17 protein-coding genes are annotated in these 18,724 nt (G+C 64.4%); 5 read left to right on the forward strand and 12 right to left on the reverse strand.

What is annotated here, in order from left to right:
- Nucleotides 1-33 precede the first annotated feature (33 nt).
- The 4 genes from MTP16_RS11195 to MTP16_RS11210 all read left to right on the forward strand — a co-directional run bounded on the left by MTP16_RS11195 (nt 34) and on the right by MTP16_RS11210 (nt 5,078).
- A complete protein-coding gene (locus MTP16_RS11195; protein ID WP_243519749.1) occupies nt 34-897 on the forward strand; it encodes a M28 family peptidase in 864 nt (287 codons plus the stop codon).
- Between the two features lie 85 nt (nt 898-982).
- Nucleotides 983-1,888 carry a LysR family transcriptional regulator gene (locus MTP16_RS11200; RefSeq protein WP_243519751.1) on the forward strand — a complete coding sequence of 302 codons (906 nt, stop codon included), beginning with the start codon at nt 983-985 and terminating at the stop codon, nt 1,886-1,888.
- Between the two features lie 63 nt (nt 1,889-1,951).
- Nucleotides 1,952-3,154 carry a threonine synthase gene (locus tag MTP16_RS11205; protein WP_243519752.1) on the forward strand — a complete coding sequence of 401 codons (1,203 nt, stop codon included), beginning with the start codon at nt 1,952-1,954 and terminating at the stop codon, nt 3,152-3,154.
- A gap of 91 nt (nt 3,155-3,245) precedes the next feature.
- On the forward strand, nt 3,246-5,078 hold the full coding sequence (locus MTP16_RS11210; protein WP_243519754.1) for a polysaccharide deacetylase family protein: 1,833 nt from the start codon (nt 3,246-3,248) through the stop codon (nt 5,076-5,078).
- A 2-nt stretch (nt 5,079-5,080) separates the two neighbouring features.
- On the opposite strand, the gene MTP16_RS11215 is transcribed toward MTP16_RS11210, so the two are convergent.
- The 9 genes from MTP16_RS11215 to MTP16_RS11255 all read right to left on the reverse strand — a co-directional run bounded on the left by MTP16_RS11215 (nt 5,081) and on the right by MTP16_RS11255 (nt 14,684).
- A complete protein-coding gene (locus MTP16_RS11215) occupies nt 5,081-6,292 on the reverse strand; it encodes a tetratricopeptide repeat protein (RefSeq protein WP_243519756.1) in 1,212 nt (403 codons plus the stop codon).
- A gap of 26 nt (nt 6,293-6,318) precedes the next feature.
- Entirely contained in the window at nt 6,319-7,362 is a 1,044-nt protein-coding gene (locus MTP16_RS11220) for a tetratricopeptide repeat protein (RefSeq protein WP_243519758.1), read from the reverse strand.
- A 23-nt stretch (nt 7,363-7,385) separates the two neighbouring features.
- Nucleotides 7,386-8,687 (reverse strand): tetratricopeptide repeat protein, encoded by a 1,302-nt coding sequence (locus MTP16_RS11225; protein WP_243519760.1) that lies wholly within the window; start codon nt 8,685-8,687, stop codon nt 7,386-7,388.
- On the reverse strand, nt 8,687-10,060 hold the full coding sequence (locus MTP16_RS11230; protein WP_243519762.1) for an ATP-binding protein: 1,374 nt from the start codon (nt 10,058-10,060) through the stop codon (nt 8,687-8,689). Before MTP16_RS11230 ends, MTP16_RS11225 begins: the two co-directional genes overlap by 1 nt.
- 69 nt (nt 10,061-10,129) lie before the next feature.
- Nucleotides 10,130-10,402 carry a DUF167 domain-containing protein gene (locus tag MTP16_RS11235; protein WP_243519764.1) on the reverse strand — a complete coding sequence of 91 codons (273 nt, stop codon included), beginning with the start codon at nt 10,400-10,402 and terminating at the stop codon, nt 10,130-10,132.
- Nucleotides 10,403-10,571: 169 nt separating this feature from the next.
- A complete protein-coding gene (locus MTP16_RS11240) occupies nt 10,572-11,312 on the reverse strand; it encodes an endonuclease III domain-containing protein (protein ID WP_243519766.1) in 741 nt (246 codons plus the stop codon).
- Nucleotides 11,313-11,550: 238 nt separating this feature from the next.
- Nucleotides 11,551-12,513: a hypothetical protein gene (locus MTP16_RS11245; protein ID WP_243519768.1), complete on the reverse strand. Its 963-nt coding sequence runs from the start codon at nt 12,511-12,513 to the stop codon at nt 11,551-11,553.
- A gap of 181 nt (nt 12,514-12,694) precedes the next feature.
- On the reverse strand, nt 12,695-13,105 hold the full coding sequence (locus MTP16_RS11250; RefSeq protein ID WP_243519770.1) for a response regulator: 411 nt from the start codon (nt 13,103-13,105) through the stop codon (nt 12,695-12,697).
- A gap of 88 nt (nt 13,106-13,193) precedes the next feature.
- The gene (locus MTP16_RS11255) at nt 13,194-14,684 is read right to left on the reverse strand and encodes a sensor histidine kinase (protein WP_243519772.1); all 1,491 of its coding nucleotides are present in this window, start codon (nt 14,682-14,684) and stop codon (nt 13,194-13,196) included.
- Between the two features lie 82 nt (nt 14,685-14,766).
- Between MTP16_RS11255 and MTP16_RS11260 the strand changes: the two genes are divergently transcribed.
- Nucleotides 14,767-15,588 carry a TrmH family RNA methyltransferase gene (locus MTP16_RS11260; protein WP_243519775.1) on the forward strand — a complete coding sequence of 274 codons (822 nt, stop codon included), beginning with the start codon at nt 14,767-14,769 and terminating at the stop codon, nt 15,586-15,588.
- A gap of 10 nt (nt 15,589-15,598) precedes the next feature.
- Here the strand turns inward: MTP16_RS11260 and MTP16_RS11265 are convergent, their stop codons facing one another.
- From MTP16_RS11265 to typA, 3 genes are all read right to left on the reverse strand, one after another.
- The gene (locus MTP16_RS11265; protein ID WP_243519777.1) at nt 15,599-16,129 is read right to left on the reverse strand and encodes a hypothetical protein; all 531 of its coding nucleotides are present in this window, start codon (nt 16,127-16,129) and stop codon (nt 15,599-15,601) included.
- A 99-nt stretch (nt 16,130-16,228) separates the two neighbouring features.
- Nucleotides 16,229-16,750 (reverse strand): DUF6630 family protein, encoded by a 522-nt coding sequence (locus tag MTP16_RS11270; RefSeq protein ID WP_243519779.1) that lies wholly within the window; start codon nt 16,748-16,750, stop codon nt 16,229-16,231.
- Between the two features lie 76 nt (nt 16,751-16,826).
- Nucleotides 16,827-18,638 (reverse strand): translational GTPase TypA, encoded by a 1,812-nt coding sequence (typA, locus tag MTP16_RS11275; RefSeq protein WP_243519781.1) that lies wholly within the window; start codon nt 18,636-18,638, stop codon nt 16,827-16,829.
- Between the last annotated feature and the right edge of the window lie 86 nt (nt 18,639-18,724).

An 18,724-nucleotide genomic window follows, 5' to 3' on the forward strand; every position in this document is an offset into this window, starting at 1 on the left:
CCGTATAGCCCGCAGTTCCATTCGCCCCTTGTCATGCCAGCCGACCAAACCCGCCTGCGGGCCGATGTGCAGTTCCTGACCGCCCTGCAGCCCGCCCGCAACTGCCACAACCTGACCTCGCTCAATAAGGCCGCCGACTACATCAAAGGGTGCTTCGAGCAACTGAGCGGCACCGTGACCGAGCAGGCGTTTACGGCCGACGGGCGGCGCTACCGCAACATCATCGCCTCCTTTGGCCCGCCCGAGGCGGCGCGCATCGTCATCGGGGCGCACTACGACGTGTGCGGCGACCAGCCCGGCGCCGACGACAATGCCAGCGCCGTGGCCGGCCTGCTCGAAACGGCCCGCCTCGTGCAGCAAAACCAGTCCGAGTTGCGCCACCGCCTCGATTTCGTGGCCTACCCCAACGAGGAGCCGCCCTATTTTGCTACCGATTACATGGGCAGCGCCGTGCACGCCAAAAGCCTGCACGCGGCCCAGGTATCCGTGCGGGCCATGCTCTGCTACGAGATGATTGGCTACTTCAGCGACGCCCCCAACTCGCAAAGCTTCCCCAACGAGGCCCTGGCCCAGCGTTACCCCAGCACCGGCAACTTCATTGTGGTGGTGGGCAAAACCGGCCAGGAAGCCTTCACCCGGCAGGTGCACGCCCTGATGCAGTCCCACGCTGGCACCCTCGACGTGCAGCACATCAACCTGCCCGAAAGCATGGGCCTGGCCGGCCTTTCCGACCACCGCAACTACTGGCGCCAGGGCTACGACGCCGTGATGATAAACGACACCTCCTTCCTGCGCAACCCCAACTACCACCAGAAAACCGACACCATCGACACGCTGGATTTCGGCCGCATGGCCCAGGTGGTGGATGGCGTGTATGGCGCCGTGCTGGGACTATAAATTTAGGGTTGCGTTTTGAGGGTTGAATGTTGAGTTGACCCTTGCTCACGCAACCCTCAAAACGCAACCCGCAAAACTTTCCTCCTTGCTCTCGCACCCACACGAAGTCTTTTTGGAAGTAGCTCAGCGTTTGAGCTTCACCAAGGCCAGCCAGGCGCTGTTCACCAGCCAGTCGGCCGTGAGCAAGCAGGTAAAGGCCTTAGAGGAGCACTACAAAACCGGTTTGTTTGAACGCTTGGGCAGCAGCATTCAGCTCACGCCCGCCGGCCGCAAGCTCTACGAAAAGCTCTTGCAGGCCAAGCAACTGCAGCAGGAGCTGCACCAGGAAATGAGCGCGCTGAGTCCCGATTTTACGCCCAGCCAGCACCTGCTCATCGGAGCCAGCACCACCATTTCGCTCTATGTGCTGCCGCCCGTGGTGTCGGCCTACCTGCAAAAGCACCCCCATCACCAGCTCAGCCTCAAAAACCGTAACTCCGACAACATCCTGCGCGCCCTGCTCGACCACGAAATCGAGCTGGGCATCATCGAGGGCATCCACAAAGTGAGCCACGTGACCTACACGCCGCTGCTCACCGACGACGTGGTGGCCGTATGCGCCGCCGGCAACCCCTTGGCCCGGCGCACGCTTGAGGTGACTGACCTGCTCACCACCCCGCTGGTCCTGCGCGAAGCCGGCTCGGGCACGCTGGCCGTGCTGGAGGAGGCCCTGGCCCGGCACCGCATCAAGCTGGCCGCGCTGCCGGTGCGCGTGCGCCTGGGCGGCACCGAAGCCCTCAAAAACTTCGTGCGCGTTGATACCTGTCTGGCCTTCCTGCCCCGCCAGGCCGTGGTAAAGGAGCTGGCAACCGGTGAGTTCGTTGAAGTGAAAATCCGGAATTTCACGCTTAAGCGCGAGTTCAATTTCATTCAGCGCAAGGGCACCGAGAACAACGCGCCCTACAAAGAATTCCTGCAATTCACGCGGCGCTATTATTCCGGCAAGGCATAGCCTATTCCAAATACCCATCCCAGGCGGGCATACCCAAGGCAAAGCCGCTCCGTACTTTGCCCCATGAAACTGGTCGCCTCCGAATCCCTTTCCCGCCTCGCGACGCTGCACTGCTCCGCCTGCGGCACCGAATATTCTGCCTTCGACTTGCAGCGGGTATCGGCCTGCTGCCACGTGCCCTTGGTGGCCAATTACGACCTGCACGAGCCCCTGAGCCGCGCCGTCGTCGACCAGGCCGATGCCTCCATGTGGCGCTACGGCGCCGTGCTGCCGCTGCTGCACGAAGAAAACAAAGTCACCCTAGGCGAAGGCCTGACCCCGCTGCTGCGCTTGCCGCGCCTGGCCGCGCGCTACGACCTGACATCCCTTGCCCTCAAGGACGAAGGCCAAAATCCCACCGGTTCGTTTAAAGCGCGCGGCCTTAGCATGGCCGTTTCCAAGGCCAAAGAGCTGGGTGTTGAAGGCTGCATCATCCCCACAGCCGGCAATGCCGGGGTAGCCCTGGCCGCCTACTGCGCCCGCGCCGGCTTGAAAGCGGTGGTGGTAATGCCCCGCCACACGCCCGCCGCTTTCAAAGAGGAGTGCTACTGGTACGGGGCCGAAGTAGAGCTGGTGGACGGCCTCATCAGCGACTGCGGCGCCCGCGTGCGCCAGCGCAATGCCGATGGCGCCCTACTTGACATTTCGACCCTGAAAGAGCCCTACCGCCTCGAAGGCAAGAAAACCATGGGCTACGAAATTGCCGAACAGCTGAACTGGACGCTGCCCGACGTGCTGCTCTACCCCGCCGGCGGGGGCACCGGCCTCATCGGCATCTGGAAGGCGTTTCAGGAAATGAAGCAGCTGGGCTGGCTCGCGCCCGAGGTAAAATTGCCGCGCATGGTGGCCGTGCAAGCCGAAAACTGCTGCCCGCTGCTCGAAACCTACGAGGGCCGTCAGCCCAACTGCCATGCCTACCAGGGCCGCGCCACGCTGGCCAACGGCCTGGCCGTGCCCCACCCCCTGGGCGAAAACATGATGCTGCGCGTGCTGCGCGAATCCGGCGGCACGGTGGTGAGCGTGAGCGAAGAAGGCATGCTGGCCGGCATGCGCGACCTGGGCCAGCACGAAGGCCTCTTCGTAGCCCCCGAAGGCGGGGCTGTTTGGACGGCCGCCCGCCAGCTCCTCGCCACTGGCGAAATCCAGCCCCACGAAAACATCCTGCTCCTGAACACCGGCAGCGGACAAAAATACATGGACAACGTGGCCGGCCGGGCCTGGGGATAAGATTGCTAGGGTAGGAGGGTAGGAGGATAGGATGTGGCGCTACCAACTCAGGTCCTCTTACCCCCTTACCCTCCTGCCCTACCTTTGCCCCATGCGCATCCTTCACGTCCTTTCGGCTGAGTTTTTTGCGGGTTCGGTGGCCTACGCCGTGCAGTTGGCCGAAGCGCACCGCGCCCAAGGTCACCAGGTGTGGCTGCTGTCCGACTCCGACCAGCTGCCCACCGGGGCCACGCAGCTGAAGGCGCCCATTGTGAACCGTCGTTACGGCCAGCGCCTGCGCAACGCGCGCACCATCCGGCAACTCGTGCGGCAAGAGCAAATAGACGTGGTGCACGCACACTCGCGGGCCGCCAGCTGGGTGAGCTACCTGGCCCTGCGCGGCTTGAGCGTGCCGCTGGTGAGCACTGTGCACGGCCGCCAGCACTTGCACACCTCCACCTCGCTGTTCGACATCTACGGCGACAAAGTCATTGCCATTTGCGAAAACCTGCGCGAGCACCTTGCCGCGGAAGTAAAGATGGCGCCCGCCAAAATAGCTGCCATTCCCAACGGCGTCGCCTTCGGCCCGCCGCCCCTGCCGGCCGATGAGGCGGCCCTACGCGTCTCCTTCATCGGGCGCTTCAACGGGGGCAAGGGCGAGCGGGCGGCGGCGCTGCTGACGCAGGTGTTTCCGGTGCTGCTGCGCCAGTTCCCGGCCTTGCGGGTGGCCCTCATCGGGGGCGAGCTGGAACACTTGCCGGCGGTGGGCAAAACCGCGCTAACCCAGCTGCAGGCTGAGTTTGACGCGCGGGTCGAAGTCGTGGGCTTCACCGATGACGTGGCGGGTTGGCTGGCCCGCACCACGCTGACAGTTGGGGCCGGGCGCGTGGCCATTGAGGCGCTGGGCGCCGGCCGGCCGGTGCTGGCGCTGGGCGAGGCCAGCTACGCTGGGCTGGTGTCGGAAGCAACTTTTGCGGCGGCGGCCGCTTCCAATTTTGGCGATATCTCGGCCCGGCAGGCGGGCACGGCGGTCGACTTTGCGGCGGTGCTGGCCGATGCGCGAGTGTTTCTGCAAGCGCCGCAGCCGGTTTCGGCCGCGTTGCAGCAGCAGGTGAGGGCCCGCTACGACTTAGCCCGCGTGGCCGCCCGCGTGCTGGAAGTGTACCAGGCCGCGCGCATGCAAAAGGCGGGCATCGGCTACATCCCGGTGCTGATGTACCACAAAATCCCCGATGCGCCGCTGGCCACCAAGCACCAGATTTACGTCACGAAGGAGAATTTCGAAAAGCACCTGGCGTATTTCCAACAGCGCAAGCTCACGCCCATCACCTTCGCCGACTACCTGCAATTTGCCCGGGGCGAGCGGCCGCTACGTGATTTTCCCACCCGCCCCATCATCCTCACCTTCGACGATGGCTACACGGACAATTACACCAACCTGCTGCCGCTTATGCAGCAGTACGGCTACCGCGGCGTACTCTACCTACTGGGTGATTTCGATGTGCGCTATAACCAGTGGGACGTGGACGCCGACCCCACAGAGCCGCGCAGCGACATCATGAGCCCGGAGCAGAAGCGCGCCTTCGTGGCCGCCGGGTGGGAAATTGGGGCCCACACCATGCGCCACCCGCGCCTGAGCACCCTGCCGCTGCCCGAAGCTGCCGCCGAAATCAGCCAAAGCAAAGCCGCGTTGGAAACTGCCCTGCAAACCGAAATCGTCAGCTTTGCCTACCCCTTCGGCGACCTCAACGAAGACGTGAAAGAGGCCGTGCGGGCCGCTGGCTTCGCGCTAGGGGTTTCGACCGATACCGGCGGCCTCACCATCGAAGACGACCGGATGCAGGTGTTTAGGGTCAACATGTTCCCCAACGAATCGACCAGCAGCCTGTTCAAGAAAACCTCGACCTGGTACCGCAAATACTACCGCTGGAAACGGAAGAAGTAAGCTTACCGCAGGGCGAAAACCCAGGTGTAAATCAGCGTGCCGATGAGGAAGGCGCCGAAGGCCAGGTAGCCGCCTTCGAGGCCCAGCACCTCTAGCATCACGGCCAGCAGCCCTACGGCGGCCAGCCCAAAGCCCGCCCAGCGTGAGCGTTGCCAGGCCACGGTATGCTCTGGCAGTCGCCAGGTGCCCGCTAATGGGAAAAGCAGCCCGAGTGCGACCATGCTCAGCGTGCTGGCACCCGACAGACCGGGCACGGCCAGCCGCAGCCCCAGCCCGCCCAGCGCCACCGCCAGCAGCCCCAGAAACTGGTTGGAGTGCCGCGTCTGCCGTTCGCTCAGGGCCAGGCGGCCGTAGGCGCTGACACGCAGCAGGCTTTCGAACAGCACGTCGGAAAACCAGCTCATAAACACAAAGGCCAGGTATAGCGGCAGCAGCACCGGCACGAAGCGCACCACCACGTAGGCCCCCAGAAACATGCCGCGCCGCACCCCGTCGCTGAGCGTGCCCGACCAGTACACGAACCGCATAAACGACCGGTACACCCAATACCGCGCCTTCAGCGCTTCCACCAGGCCCTCGCGGGCAAAGTCCGATTCGGGGTCGAGGCGCAGGGCTTCGCGGAAGTGCTCCAGGGCTTCTTTAGGGCGGTTAGTTTCGAGGGCCACCCAGCCGGCCTGCGCCTGGGTGTGGCTGCTGCTGGCCGCGTAGCTCAGGGCCGAGCGGGCGGCCGAGTCGGCTTCGTGGGTGCGGCCCTGGCGGGCCAGGGCGCGGGCCTGCAGGCCGTGCAGCCCGGCGTGCTCGGCATCGACGCCGAGGCCGGTTTGGGCGGCTTGCAGAGCGGCCTGCCACTGTCCGCTTTGCAGGCGCAGTTGGCCCAACAGGTGGTAGTAGTCGGCGTCGTTGGGGTCGAGGGCCAGGGCTTCGTTGATGGCGGCCAGGGCTTCCTTGGGGTGGTGCTGGCGGTGCTCAATCAGGGCCAGCGCGTAGAACGCAAAGTCGTACTCCGGTGCCAGATGAATGGCCAGTTCTGCTTCCGCTTTGGCTTCGGCCAGCTGCTCCTGCTCCAGCAGGCACACAGCCAGCAGGGCGTGGGCCACAAAATCGTGCGGGTCGTGCGTGAGCTGGCGGCGCAGCTCCTGGGCGGCCAGGGCGTGGCGCTGTTGGCTCAAGAGCAGCTGCACGCGGGGCAGGTAGTCAGTGTCGGAATGATTCACGGCGGTAAGTGGTGCGGGCGCTGAATTCACAATTGAGAATTAGCCTTTTTGCCCAGCAGGTGAATAACGAGTTGAAAGAGGCCGCCCACCGCCAGCAGCCCCAGCATTTGGAAGATGGTCAGCGGCTTGCTGGCGTTGAAGAGCTTGAAATAATCGCCGACCAATATCAGAACGGGCACCACGATAATAAGCGAAGTCCACAGGAACTGCCAACGCCGCCAGCGTTGGGCAGGCGTGAGAGCAAACAACGGGTCGTGCCGGGTGTGCCACCAGGCCCGCGCCACCGCCCCCGTGGCCCATATCCGGTTCAGGAGCACGCCCAGGCCGGGGTCGAGGCCCCGGGCGCGCCGTTCGGCGCCCCGTTTTTCGCTGCGCAAAAACCAGTCGGGCCACAGTTGCCGACGGCGGGCCCGCCGGAGCAGGGGCACCAGTTCGGCGGCTAAGCCAGGGCTCTGGCGCAGGGCCTCGGTGAGGTGGTGGTCGGCCGCGACGGGCTGGTAGCGGTGCAGCAGCACGCGGCCCAGCCGGGCGTGCACCAGCGCGCTTTCGGGGGCCACGCGCAGCAGGCGGTCGAAGCTGTCGTTGGCTGCCGCGGGCTGGTAGAGGCTTTCTTGCGCGAGGGCGCGCCACAGCAGGCAGTCGGCGTGCTCGGGGGCCAGCGCCAGGCCCTCTTCGGCGCAGTCAATGGCCGCGTAGTAGCTGCGCTGCAGGTAGAAAAGCTGTGCTCTGAACGCATGGTAGCGGGGCCGCCGGGGGCTCAAGCGTAAGGCCTCACGCACAGCGGCTTCGGCACGGGGCAGGTGGCCCAGGCGGCCCAGCGCCTGGGCCAGCGCAAAGTGCGCCTCGGGCGCATTGGCCTCGGCCCGGATGGCGGCCGTAGCCGTGTCGGCCGCTTCAGCTAGCTGGCCTTGCTGCAGCTGGGCTTCGGTGAGCGCCAGCAGGGCCTCACTGTCGGTGGGGTCGGCCGCCAGCCGCTGCCGGGCCGCGGCTTCGGCCAACGCTGGCCGGCGCAGCTCCAGCAATTGCCAGATGCTGGCCAGCGACGGCGGACTGGGTGAAGTGGGAAGCATAGTAGAAAGAAGGCCTCCGAAAGCTATTTGATGGGTTGATAAAACTCAAAAACCAGGGTGTAGAGCACCATCGCGGCACCCACGCAGCCCAGGCCAAAACGAACCTCGCCCGGATTGGACCCCACGAGCCCCACCACCCAGTAGCCCAGTAGCGCCAGCAGCCCGGCCCAGGTCCACGACCAGCGCCAGCCCGCCTGGGGCGGTAGGCCGCGGTTGGCCAGCAGCGGGGTGGCCACCGCCAAACCCAGCGGCAGAAGGATGCCCACACGCGTGGTGGGGCCCGCTACTGCCGCCGCTACCACGGCGCCGGCGGCCAGAAACAACCAGAAAAGGTTGACGTTGGCGGCTTCCCGCGCGCTCAGCAGGTGGCGGGCGTCGGCATCAAACCGCACCAGCGACAAAAAGCTGAACCTGAGCGTCAGCACCACCAAAGCCAGCACCGCCAGCACCAGCAGCAGGAAATTCCAGGCGTCGCGCAGGCTGGCATCGGCGTCGAAAACCCCGGTGGCGCGGCCCACCAGCCACAAGCCCACGGCCAGGGCGGGTACCAGCAGCCGGGCCACTACGGCGCGGGTGCCGGGGCTCAGCTGCCAGAAGCTGCTGTTGGGAGCCCGCTTGCTCATATGCCGACGGCTTCGGCTCAGCACCCGGTACAGCCAGAACTTGTGCTTGAACGCTTGCAGCAGCCCGGCCCTTGCCACGTCGTCGTTGGGCTGCTGGCGCAGGGCGGCGGCAAAATGCGTGCGCGCTTCCTGGTGTTGGCCCGCATCCAGGTGCGTCAGGCCGAGGTTGGTGTGCAGGGCCGCGCTGTTCGGAGCGTGGGCCAGGGCATCGGTGAGCAGGGCCGCGCCGGCCTCGCCATGGCCCAGCGCCGCCAGGGCGCGGCCCTGCACGCTGTGGCACAGTGCTTCGGTAGGGTCGAGCGCCAAGCCCGCGCGGGCCGCCCGCAGCGCCTGCCGGAAACGAAGCTGGGCAAACTCCAGTTGGGCCATTTGCCCGTGAAACGGCGCGTGCTCAGGGGCCAGGCGCAAGGCTTCCGAAATGGCCAGGCGCGCCGCGCCCCAGTTCGCCAGCGCGGTTTCGGCTTCGGCTAGGCAGGCGTGGCCGTGCGGGTGCTGGGCATCGAGGGCCACGGCCTGGCGCAGCACTTCGACAGCGGCGGCGTGGTCGTCGCGGTCCAGTAAGCTCAGGCCCAGCAGCCGCATAGCGTGGGCGTGGCGGGGCTCCTGCGCCAGCACCCGGTGAAGCAGGGTGGCGGCTTCCTCGGGCCGATGCAGGTCGAGGAGCTGGGCCGCTTGCTGCACGGCAACATTCAGGTCGGCCATCACGCTCCGCCCGGCTTCTTCACCCCCAAGTACACCAGAATATCGTCGTAGAGCCCGCCCTCGTTCGAGTACAGCGCATAATTGCGGGCCGTGGCAAACCATTCCTTGGTGCTGGGCTTCACCAGCTTGGCGGCGTCGAGCAGGTGGCTTTGCTCGATAGGCAGGGGGCGCCCGCTACGCATGGAGGCGCGCAGGCACACGTCCACGGCGCCGTCCACCAGCGCCATCAGGTCGGCGCCGCTCAGGCCGGCGGTGCGGGCCGCCACGGCGGCGGTGTTCACGCCGGGCGCCAGCGGCTTGCCGCGCAGCAGAATGTCCAGGATGGCGGCGCGGGCCGGCTCGTCGGGCGGCGTCACCAGCGTGATGCGGTCGAAGCGGCCGGGGCGGCGGAAGGCGGGGTCGAGGTGCCAGGGCGCATTGGTAGCGGCCATGATGAGCACGCCCTCGTTGGAGCGCGTGGCCCCGTCCAGCTCCTCCAGAAACTGGTTGATGACGGTGCGGCCGGCGCTCTGGCGCAGGTCGTGGCGGTTGGCGGCCAGGGCGTCCACCTCGTCAAAAAACAGCACGCACGGCGCCTGGCTGCGGGCCAGCTCAAACAGCTGGTGCAGGTTTTTCTCGGAGTTGCCCAGCCACATGTCCAGAATGTCGGCAATGCCCACGCTAATGAAGCTGGCCTGCACCTCGCCGGCCGTGGCACGGGCCAGGTGAGTTTTGCCGCAGCCGGGCGGGCCGTAGAGCAGCAGCCCGCCGCCGCTGGCCTTGCCGTAGGCCTTGTACAGGTCGGGAAATTGCAGCGGGTGAATGATTTTGAGGCGGATTTCTTCCTTCACCGCCTCCATGCCGCCCACGTCGGAGAAGTTGATTTTAGGGCGCTCTAGGCCCAGCAGTTTGGCTTGGGCGCTGGGCTCGTTTTCGTCGGGCGAGGGGGCAGGGCGGTAGCCTCCGCCGGCGGGCGTGGGCACGCGTTTGGCGGGCGCTGCGGCTTCCAGGGCTTGGCCCAGGTCGCGGTCGGCCAGGCCGGGGTTCAGTTCGAGGGCGTGGGCGTAGGCCTCACTGGCTTCGGCGGGTTGGCCGGCGGCCAGCAGCAGGCGGGCGTGCAGCAGGTGGGCGGCGGCATTGTCGGGCTGCTGGTCCAGCAGCTCTTCCACCACCACGAAGGCGGCCGAGTGCTTGTTGCTGGCAAAGTAGGCTTCGGCCAAACTCAGGCGCAGGGCATCGTCGGTGGGATGCTGGCGCAGGCCTTCGCGGCTCAGTGTTTCGGCTTCCTGGTGGCGGCCGGCGGCGTTGAGCTGACGAGCCAAGTGCTGGCGCAGGGGCAGGTTGTCGGGCGAAAATTGCAGGGCGTCGAGCAGCGGCTGGAGGTCGGCAGACATAGCGGTAGGGGAGGGCTGAAAAATCCGAGCGGGAAGTTAGCACCCAGCGAGGGCTTGCCAGCAGCCGGTTCATTTGAGCGAGGACACCTGGGCCAGCACCAACTCGCCTTCCGCCTCGCTCACTCCTTCAATCTCCACTTTCTTAAACGGGGCCGTATGCCCGCTCAACAGCGTTACACGGCTCTTGGGTACGCCAAAAGTGGCAGCTAGAAAGGCCAGCAGCACGGCGTTGGCCTGCCCTTCCTGTGGCGGGGCTTGCAGGCGCACAGTCAGGCTGCCATCGGCCGCGCGCAACAGCTGGTTTTGCCGGGCATTGGGCTTGGCGCGTAGGTGCAGAATCATGCGTTGCAATTATTTTGAACACCAAAAGAACGTCATGCCGAGCGCAGATGAGGCATCTCGCTCGCGTCGTTGCAATTAGAATAATTGCGTTGCGCACGCGAGATGCCTCGGCTGCGCTCGGCATGACGTTCTTTCTACCACCTCACCACCTCACCACCTCACCACCCCACTACCCGCCCATCCGCGCCTGCCCAAACGGGCACTGGTCCAGCACCACGCAGCGCCCGCAGGCCGGCCCGCTGAAGTAGCAGCACTTTTGGCCGTGAAACATCAGCGCCTCGTGGTGGTCGTACACCTGCTGGGCGTCCCAGCCGGGCGGCAGCAGGGCCTCCAGCAGCTTGTGGGCCGCTGCTTCGCCCACCTTCGGCCCGATGAGGCCCAGGCGCTGGGCCACGCGGTGGTGGTGGCTGTCCACGGGCATAGCTGGGATGCGCAGGTTGCTAAAAAGCAGCGTGGCTGCGCTGGTTTTCGGTCCCACGCCGCTGATGCTTTCCAGCCAGGCGCGGGCCTTGGGTACGGGCATCTCGGCCAGAAAATCGAGCGAGCACGGCGCGTCCGACCCGCAGCGCTGGCTGATTTCGCGCAGCACTGCCTGGATACGGGGCGCCTTTTGCTCGGGCCAGGTGCAGGCCCGAATGGCGTGCTGTACTGCCTCGGTAGGCGCGTCGCGCACGGCCGCCCAGTCCGGAAAAGTAGCCGTCAGCTCCTGGTAGGCGCGGTGCGAGTCGGCGTTTTTGGTGCGGTGCGAGAGCAGCGCGCTCACCAGCTCGCTCAGTGGGTCTTTGGTGCTGAAGAAGCGGAAGGGCGCCCCGTACTCGGCGCACAGCCGCTCGTGCACCAGGAGGGCCTTGGCCTGACGAGCGGCAAAATCGGTGGCCGAGGCGTCGGTAGCGGAAGCGGGCAGTTTCATCCTTGCCCTACGCGGCCGGGCAGGGTAGGGGTTGCCGATGGGAGTGCAAACCTGTCATTGCGAGCGCAGCGAAGCAATCCGTCCTGTTCCTGGCGACCAGCCTTCAAATGTGACAAGCTCAAATGGAAAGCCCCGGCACCCTTGCGGTACCGGGGCTCTCTAATAAAAGAGCGTTTCTGGTGCTAACAGGACGGATTGCTTCGCTACGCTCGCAATGACAATTCCTCTACGGTCGTCCTCACTTGCCGGCATTGTACAGCGAAATGGCTTGGCGCTGGTTACTAGCAAGCTTGCCTTGGAGCACAATGGGCACGATGAGCACCGGAAGGGCCGCGTACACCAGCGGGGAGATGTTGCGGCCGGCATCCGTGGGCCGAATGCTCTGGTACAAGCCCGCTATGAGCAGGCCGCCGCCCACCACGTAGCTGGCCACGCTGGCCCGCTGGTAGCGCTGTGCCTCAGACAACAACTGCTGAGCCCCGGCGTTGTCGCTGGTGGCCAGCATCAGGTTGCGCGGGGTGAGGTTCTGGATGGGGCCGTTGTCTTTCGAGAAGTACTCGGTTTTGACGGTGCGGTAGCCGCCGTAGGGGTAGCCGCCAAAACCGCCGTAGCCGTACCCGCCGTAGCCATACCCCGGGTAGCCGAAGCCGCCCGGCCCCGATGCATACTGCGTGGTGGTGATGGAATACAGGCTGATGCGGCCGGTTTTCTCGCGGCGCAGCGTGGTCTCGCGCGACGAGCCCGGCAGGTTGGTGCGCACGTAGTGGCCCGTTTCGTCCTCGTAAAAACCCACCTCGGCCAGCTCAAACTTGCGCTGCCCATCGAGCAGCAGATAGGAGCGGCCAAACAGGGGATTTTTGGTTTCCACGTCGTTGGCGCTGTACACCATGCCGTTTTTCAGGCCCACCTGGAAGCGGGGCGGGCGGGTGTTGCTGCCCGGCAGCTGGCCCGCCGGGGTGGGCGCATACACCGGCGCCGGGGCGGCCTGCGGGGCCGGGGCGGCAGCGGCGCGGCGCGCCGTGTCGGGCGGGGCCACGGGCACGGCATCGAGCTGGCGCGGGGCGGGCGCCGGGCGCGGCCTGGGGGCGGTGGGCACGGCCGGCGGCGCGCCCAGCTGGCGCGGGCCATCGTCTTGCGCATGGGCCGCCGGCCCACCAAGCAGCACCACGGCCAACGCCGAAAAAGCAACGGGAATTCTCATAACTAAGGCAGTAGAAACGGCACGGAGCCCAGACAAGGTAGCAAGGGCCGGCAAATATGTTGAGCCCGGCCCGCAGGGTCTGCTCTTCCGCGGCTCCTCGAAAAATGAAACCACCGGAAGTTGCTACAAATTCAACGCGCCTTGGTGAAGGCCAGGTGAAAGGCTGGGTGCCGCCGCGGCCTTAGTTCAGCAGCTTCTCCAGCAGGCTTAGGCTGTCGGAGAGGTCGGTGCCGGTTTCAAAGTCCAGGGGCTTGAGAATGTAGCCGCTGATGCCCAGCTCCTCGGTGTTCAGCCGGTCCACGTCCATGCTCGACGTGGTGGTGATGAACACCGGAATGTGCTGAAAATCGGGGTTGGCACGCAGCTCGGTCAGGAATTCGACGCCGTTCATGCGCGGCATGTTCAAGTCGAGCAAAATGACTTCGGGCAGCGGGCGCAGGGCCTCGGTGCCGTTGCGGCCCAGCAGCAGGTCGAGGGCTTCTTCGCCGTTGAACGCGGTGTGCAGCTGGTGCGGCACGTTGAATTTGGCGAAGGACTTCTCCGCCGTCATGGTATCAAAAAGGTCGTCTTCGACGAGTAAAACAGAACGCATAATCTACAAGTAATAAGGAGCCCGCCAGCTCAAAAGCGGGCCCTGCATAAGGGTAATACGGGTCAGACAGGTTCCCGCGGGGCGAAGTTTACTTCGGCCACGTAAAGATAAAACCGGCGCCCTGGCCCGGTGCCGACTCCACGCGAATCGAGCCCTTGTGCTCGTCAATAATTTTCTGCACAATGCTCAGGCCGATGCCCGTGCTTTCGGCCGTGTGCCGGTCGCGCAGGGTCTGGAACAAGAGAAAAATCTTCTGGTGATATTCCGGCGCAATGCCCGGTCCGTCGTCCTGCACCCGGAATTCGTAGCAGCGGCCAATGTCGCGGCAGGTTATGTCGAGGCGGCCGGCGCCGCGGTGGTGGTACTTCACGGCGTTCGAAAGCAGGTTGGTAAATACCTGCTGCAGGCCCAGGCGGTCGGTGACCAGCGTGGGCATGTCGGGGCCGATGCGCAGCGTGAAGTTGGGCGGCACCACCAGCTCGGCCACTTCGCCCAGCAGCTGCGCCACGTCCACGGGGGCGGGCGGCTGGGCCGTGCGGCCCACGCGGGCGTAGGCCAGCAGGCCGTTTATCAGGTCTTCGAGGCGGCTGAGGCGGCCCTTCATCTGGTCGAGGTAGGTGCGCAGCTGGGGCGAGATTTCGGCTGATAGTTCGTCCTCAATCCATTTCACAATGGTGGTTACGCCCCGCAAGGGCGCCTTCAAGTCGTGCGAGGCCACGTAAGCAAATTGGTCGAGCTCTTGGTTGCGCTTTTCGAGGGCACTGAAGCTTTCGTCCAGCGTCTGGGTCATGCGGTTGAGCGAGGCGGCCAGGCTGCCGAGGTTATCAGTACCCGAATCGGTGATTTTAACGGTGTAGTCGCCCTGCACCACCTGCTCGGCCAGGCCCCGAATCTGGGCAATGCGCCGGCTCACTTCGGCGTTCACGCTGGCCAGCTCGCCCTGCAGGCGGCGGTTGTCGGCCAGCTCCCGCACAATTTTCAGCACCAGCCACACCACAATCACCACCGCCAGCACCGCCGACACCAGCACCACGATGGGCGTGGCTTTTTCGAAAACGTCCTGCAGCTCGGTGCGCTGGGCCAGCAACGCCAGCTCGTTGCGCCGGATGCGGGCGTACAGCATGCGCACCTGCTTCAGGGTTTGCCGGTCGGTGTCGAGCAGCGTCTGCATGGCCGACCGGCTCATGGAAGTTTTGATTTCGGTGAGCGGGCGCAGGATGCGAAACTCCTGCTCCACCAGCGCCTGCAGCGAGTCGAGGCGCGCCCGCTGGGCGGGGTTGTCCACCGTGAGGGCCACCATGCGCTCCAGAGCTTTAGGCAACTGGTTGGAGGCCACGCTGTAGGGTGTCAGATACACGGTGTCGCCGGTGAGGAGGTAGCCGCGGGTGCCGGCCTGCGCGTCCTTGAGCACAGCCGTGATGGCTTCGGCCTCCTGCAGCACTTGGTAGGTATGTTGCACGCGCTCGGTCTGCACCTTCAGGCCCCGGATGCTCCAGAACGAGGCCGCTGCCGTGAGCAGCAGCACGCCCACGGCCAGGGCCAGCCCGATGATGATTTTAGGGTCAACTTTTGATTTCATTAACGGCGAAGGTAATGGCCCGCCCTACGCCCGCGCGGCCGTCAGGGTTGGCCCGCGCCCGCCGCCGGGTATCTTTGCGCCCATGCCCTTTGCCCCCTCTGACCGCCTCAGCAGCCCCCAGAATCCCCGCATCAAGCAGCTGCTCAAGCTGCAGCAGAAGTCGACCGAGCGGCGCGCCCTGGGCCTCACGCTAGTGGAAGGCCTGCGCGAGCTCAGCATCGCCGTCGATGCCGGCGTGCCTGTCGCCACCTTCTATACCTGCCCTGAGCTGGCCGGCGAAACCGGCTTAGCCGAATTGAAAAGCTTGTTTGCCGGCAAGAAAGACGCGCCCGAGTGGTTTGAGGTCAGCCGCCCAGTCTTCGAGAAAGTGGCCTATCGCGAAGGTTCCGACGGCCTGCTGGCCGTGCTGAAGACGCCCGCCCGCACCCTCTCCGACCTGCGCCTGCCCGCCAATCCGCTCGTCCTCGTGCTCGAAGCCGTGGAGAAGCCCGGCAACCTTGGCGCCATCCTGCGCACCGCCGACGCCGCCCCGGTCGACGCCGTCCTCATCGGCGACCCGCGCACCGACCTCTTCAACCCCAACACCATCCGCTCCAGCATCGGCTGTGTGTTTTCAGTGCCCGTGGTGGCCGCCCCCATGGCCGAAGTTCTGGGTTTCCTGCGCGAGAAAGGCATCCGCAGCTACGCCGCGGCCCTCACGCCCAAAGCGCATTCCTACCTCGAGTGCGACTTCCGCCAACCCACGGCCCTCGTCCTCGGCACCGAAGCCGACGGCCTGACGCCCGCCGCCCAGGCCGCCTGCGACGAAACCATCATCATCCCCATGATGGGCCGCATCGACTCGCTGAACGTGAGCGTGGCCGGCGCCGTGCTGGCGTTTGAGGCCGTGCGCCAGCGCCGATAGGGCCGGCGCACTAGCGACCCGGCCCGGCCAAGCCGCCGGTAATGGCTGCCAAATGCAGCGCCAGCAGCTGAGGGGTAACAAAAGCCGGCAGCCGCCGGGTGGCGCGGTAGGTGCGAATGGCCGCATAAAGCTGCCGCCGGTTCCACTTCGTGGCCTTGCCAAACCCAAAGGCCGACACGCCCAACAGGCTGAAAGCCACTGGCGCTACCCAGGGGTCGTAATAGTAGGAGCTGTAGTTCGGGGCTACGTTGTAGGTGCGCGGGTCGGGATTATAGTGCTTGCCCACGACACTCACCACCGGCACCGGCACACCGGCGTACTGCATGATTTTTTTGCCTGTTTTCCACTTGGCGTAAAACAAATGAATCACGGCCCGCGCGGTGTCGTTGAACCCGTAGGCATCGTCGAAGCCGCGCTCCGTCAGGCGGTACGCATCGGTCGAAGGGTTGGCTACCATGGCGGAAGCCGCGTCCTGTGCTTGTGCAGTGCCTGCGGCAGTCAGGCCAAGCGCGAGCGCAATTGAGAATAGAGGTTTGGGCATAGAAATCAGGCAGGTGGATAGCAAAGCAAGCGCAAGCTACGGCGTGATTTCCTTCGCTACCATCTGCTTGAAAAGAAACTGATTTCAAGCCCGGCGGCCTCAGTAAACAGTGAGGTTAAAGCCCAGTTCCTTCGCTAGTTGGCGCGCTTCCTCTGCCTGCGCGTCGGCCACTACACCCAGCGGGTAGGAGTCGCTGTCCAAGGAAAATAAAACGAGCGCCAAGCCCTTCGCTTCCAGGGCGTCCTGCAAGGCATCCAAGGCCTCCGCGTTGCGGTTGTGGCCGCCGGGCAGCGTGCTGGTCGGCAGCACATAGCCGCGCTGTTGCCGCGTCAGTATCTCATTAAGGCCTTCCGCCATTTCAGCGGCATCTTCCTTCCAGTCATTTTCCCAGGCCAGGTCCTCCAGCGACAGTGCATCAATTAGGGCGATGTCGCGCACTTCCTGCTCGGGCAATTTCATGGCCGCCGTGATGCCGCGCTCGTCCAATTCTTCCGCAAACTGCTCCTGGTAAGCTGCCGGGTCACGCAACGCCAGCGCCAGCCGCTCGCTCACGCGCTGGATAGCGTCTGCATCATTGAGGGTAAACAGCTGCACGAAACGGCTCAGATTCTCTTGATTCATAATAGTAGCTTTTGGGTGAATGAAAAAGGGCGCGACCAAAGTCGCGCCCTCTTCAAAATTATTCAGTTCAGAACAATTACTCGGCCGTTTTGGCGTAGCGCAGGCGCTCGTTCTCGTCGAGCAAAATCTTGCGCATGCGCACCGATTTCGGCGTTACTTCCAAGTACTCGTCCTTCTGGATGTATTCCATGGCTTCCTCCAGCGAGAACTGGCGCTTGGGCACAATCTTGGCGTTTTCGTCGGAGCCGGAAGCGCGCATGTTGGTCAGCTTCTTGCCTTTCTGAATGTTGATGGTCAGGTCGTTGGGGCGGGTGTGCTCGCCAATTACCTGGCCAGCGTACACTTCCTCGCCCGGGTCCACGAAGAACGAGCCGCGGTCCTGCATCTTGTCGATGGTGTAGGCGGTGCCGGGGCCGGTTTCCAGCGAAATCAGCGAACCCGCGATGCGGCCCGGAATCTGGCCCTTGTGCTCTTCGAAATCGATAAAGCGGTGATTCATAATGGCCTCGCCGCCGGTGGCAGTCAGCACGTTGTTGCGCAGGCCAATCAGGCCGCGCGAAGGAATGCGGAATTCCAGGTGCTGCAGGTCGCCCTTGGGCTCCATAATGGTCATTTCGCCTTTGCGCATGCTCACCAGCTCAATCACCTTGCCAGCGGTTTCCTCGGGCACGTCTACCACGAGCAATTCCATGGGCTCCAGGCGCTTGCCGTTGTCATCCTCCTTGAAAATAACCTGGGGCTGGCCCACCTGCAGTTCGTAACCCTCGCGACGCATGGTCTCGATGAGTACCGACAAGTGAAGAATGCCGCGGCCGAATACGAGGAAGGTGTCTTCCTTATCGGTCGTCTGCACGCGCAGGGCCAGGTTTTTCTCGGTTTCCTTGAACAGACGGTCACGCAAGTGACGCGAGGTCACAAACTTGCCTTCCTTGCCGAAGAACGGCGAGTTGTTGATGGTGAACAGCATGTTCATCGTCGGCTCGTCGATGCTGATGCGCTCCAGGGCCTCCGGGTTCTCGAAGTCGGCCAGCGTGTCACCAATGTCGAAGCCTTCAATGCCCGACACAGCGCAGATTTCGCCGCTGCTCACTTCCGAAACCTTGTTTTTGCCCAAGCCTTCGAACACGTGCAACTCGCGGATTTTCACCTTCTTGATGCTGCCGTCGGCCTTCATCAGGCTCATGTTAGCACCTTCTTTCAGGGTGCCGCGGTGCACGCGGCCGATGGCGATGCGGCCCACGAACGACGAGTAGTCGAGCGAGGTAATCTGCATCTGGGGCGTGCCTTCCAGGTTCGGTGCCGGCGGAATCGAGGCCAGCACCGCATCCAGCAGGGGCGTAATGTTGTCGGTCTTCACCTTCCAGTCGGTGCTCATCCAGCCTTGCTTGCTCGAGCCGTACAGCGTCACGAAGTCCAGCTGGTCTTCGGTGGCGCCGAGGTTGAACATGAGGTCGAACACCTGCTCGTGCACCTCGTCGGGGCGGCAGTTTTCCTTGTCTACCTTGTTTACCACCACGATGGGCTTCAGGCCCAGGTCGATGGCTTTGCCCAGCACGAAGCGGGTCTGCGGCATGGCGCCCTCAAAAGCATCCACGAGCAGCAGCACGCCGTCGGCCAGCTTCAACACACGCTCTACCTCACCGCCGAAGTCGGCGTGACCAGGGGTGTCGATGATGTTGATTTTAACGTCTTTGTAGCGTACCGATACGTTCTTCGAAACGATGGTAATGCCGCGCTCGCGCTCCAGGTCGTTGTTATCGAGGATGAGGTCGTCGAACTGCTGGTGGGCGTCGAAAATTTTAGATGCGTGGATAATCTTATCCACCAGGGTGGTCTTGCCGTGGTCAACGTGAGCGATGATGGCAATGTTCCGGATATTCTGGGCCATAAGGGTTGGTTTTGCGGGTGCAAAGGTACGGATAAATTAGCGCAAAGCCTTGTGGTACTCAACTATTAACACGCAGCCAGCCGCGG

The sequence above is a fragment of the Hymenobacter monticola genome (assembly GCF_022811645.1).
Classification (GTDB): domain Bacteria; phylum Bacteroidota; class Bacteroidia; order Cytophagales; family Hymenobacteraceae; genus Hymenobacter; species Hymenobacter monticola.

What these genes read in the sequence shown, in the direction of transcription:
- MTP16_RS11195 (WP_243519749.1), top strand. Translation starts at nt 34, where the DNA reads ATGCCAGCCGACCAAACCCGCCTGCGGGCCGATGTGCAGTTCCTGACC.
- MTP16_RS11205 (WP_243519752.1), top strand. Translation starts at nt 1,952, where the DNA reads ATGAAACTGGTCGCCTCCGAATCCCTTTCCCGCCTCGCGACGCTGCAC.
- MTP16_RS11210 (WP_243519754.1), top strand. Translation starts at nt 3,246, where the DNA reads ATGCGCATCCTTCACGTCCTTTCGGCTGAGTTTTTTGCGGGTTCGGTG.
- MTP16_RS11220 (WP_243519758.1), bottom strand. Translation starts at nt 7,362, where the DNA reads ATGCTTCCCACTTCACCCAGTCCGCCGTCGCTGGCCAGCATCTGGCAA.
- MTP16_RS11225 (WP_243519760.1), bottom strand. Translation starts at nt 8,687, where the DNA reads ATGGCCGACCTGAATGTTGCCGTGCAGCAAGCGGCCCAGCTCCTCGAC.
- MTP16_RS11230 (WP_243519762.1), bottom strand. Translation starts at nt 10,060, where the DNA reads ATGTCTGCCGACCTCCAGCCGCTGCTCGACGCCCTGCAATTTTCGCCC.
- MTP16_RS11235 (WP_243519764.1), bottom strand. Translation starts at nt 10,402, where the DNA reads ATGATTCTGCACCTACGCGCCAAGCCCAATGCCCGGCAAAACCAGCTG.
- MTP16_RS11240 (WP_243519766.1), bottom strand. Translation starts at nt 11,312, where the DNA reads ATGAAACTGCCCGCTTCCGCTACCGACGCCTCGGCCACCGATTTTGCC.
- MTP16_RS11245 (WP_243519768.1), bottom strand. Translation starts at nt 12,513, where the DNA reads ATGAGAATTCCCGTTGCTTTTTCGGCGTTGGCCGTGGTGCTGCTTGGT.
- MTP16_RS11250 (WP_243519770.1), bottom strand. Translation starts at nt 13,105, where the DNA reads ATGCGTTCTGTTTTACTCGTCGAAGACGACCTTTTTGATACCATGACG.
- MTP16_RS11255 (WP_243519772.1), bottom strand. Translation starts at nt 14,684, where the DNA reads ATGAAATCAAAAGTTGACCCTAAAATCATCATCGGGCTGGCCCTGGCC.
- MTP16_RS11260 (WP_243519775.1), top strand. Translation starts at nt 14,767, where the DNA reads ATGCCCTTTGCCCCCTCTGACCGCCTCAGCAGCCCCCAGAATCCCCGC.
- MTP16_RS11265 (WP_243519777.1), bottom strand. Translation starts at nt 16,129, where the DNA reads ATGCCCAAACCTCTATTCTCAATTGCGCTCGCGCTTGGCCTGACTGCC.
- MTP16_RS11270 (WP_243519779.1), bottom strand. Translation starts at nt 16,750, where the DNA reads ATGAATCAAGAGAATCTGAGCCGTTTCGTGCAGCTGTTTACCCTCAAT.
- typA (WP_243519781.1), bottom strand. Translation starts at nt 18,638, where the DNA reads ATGGCCCAGAATATCCGGAACATTGCCATCATCGCTCACGTTGACCAC.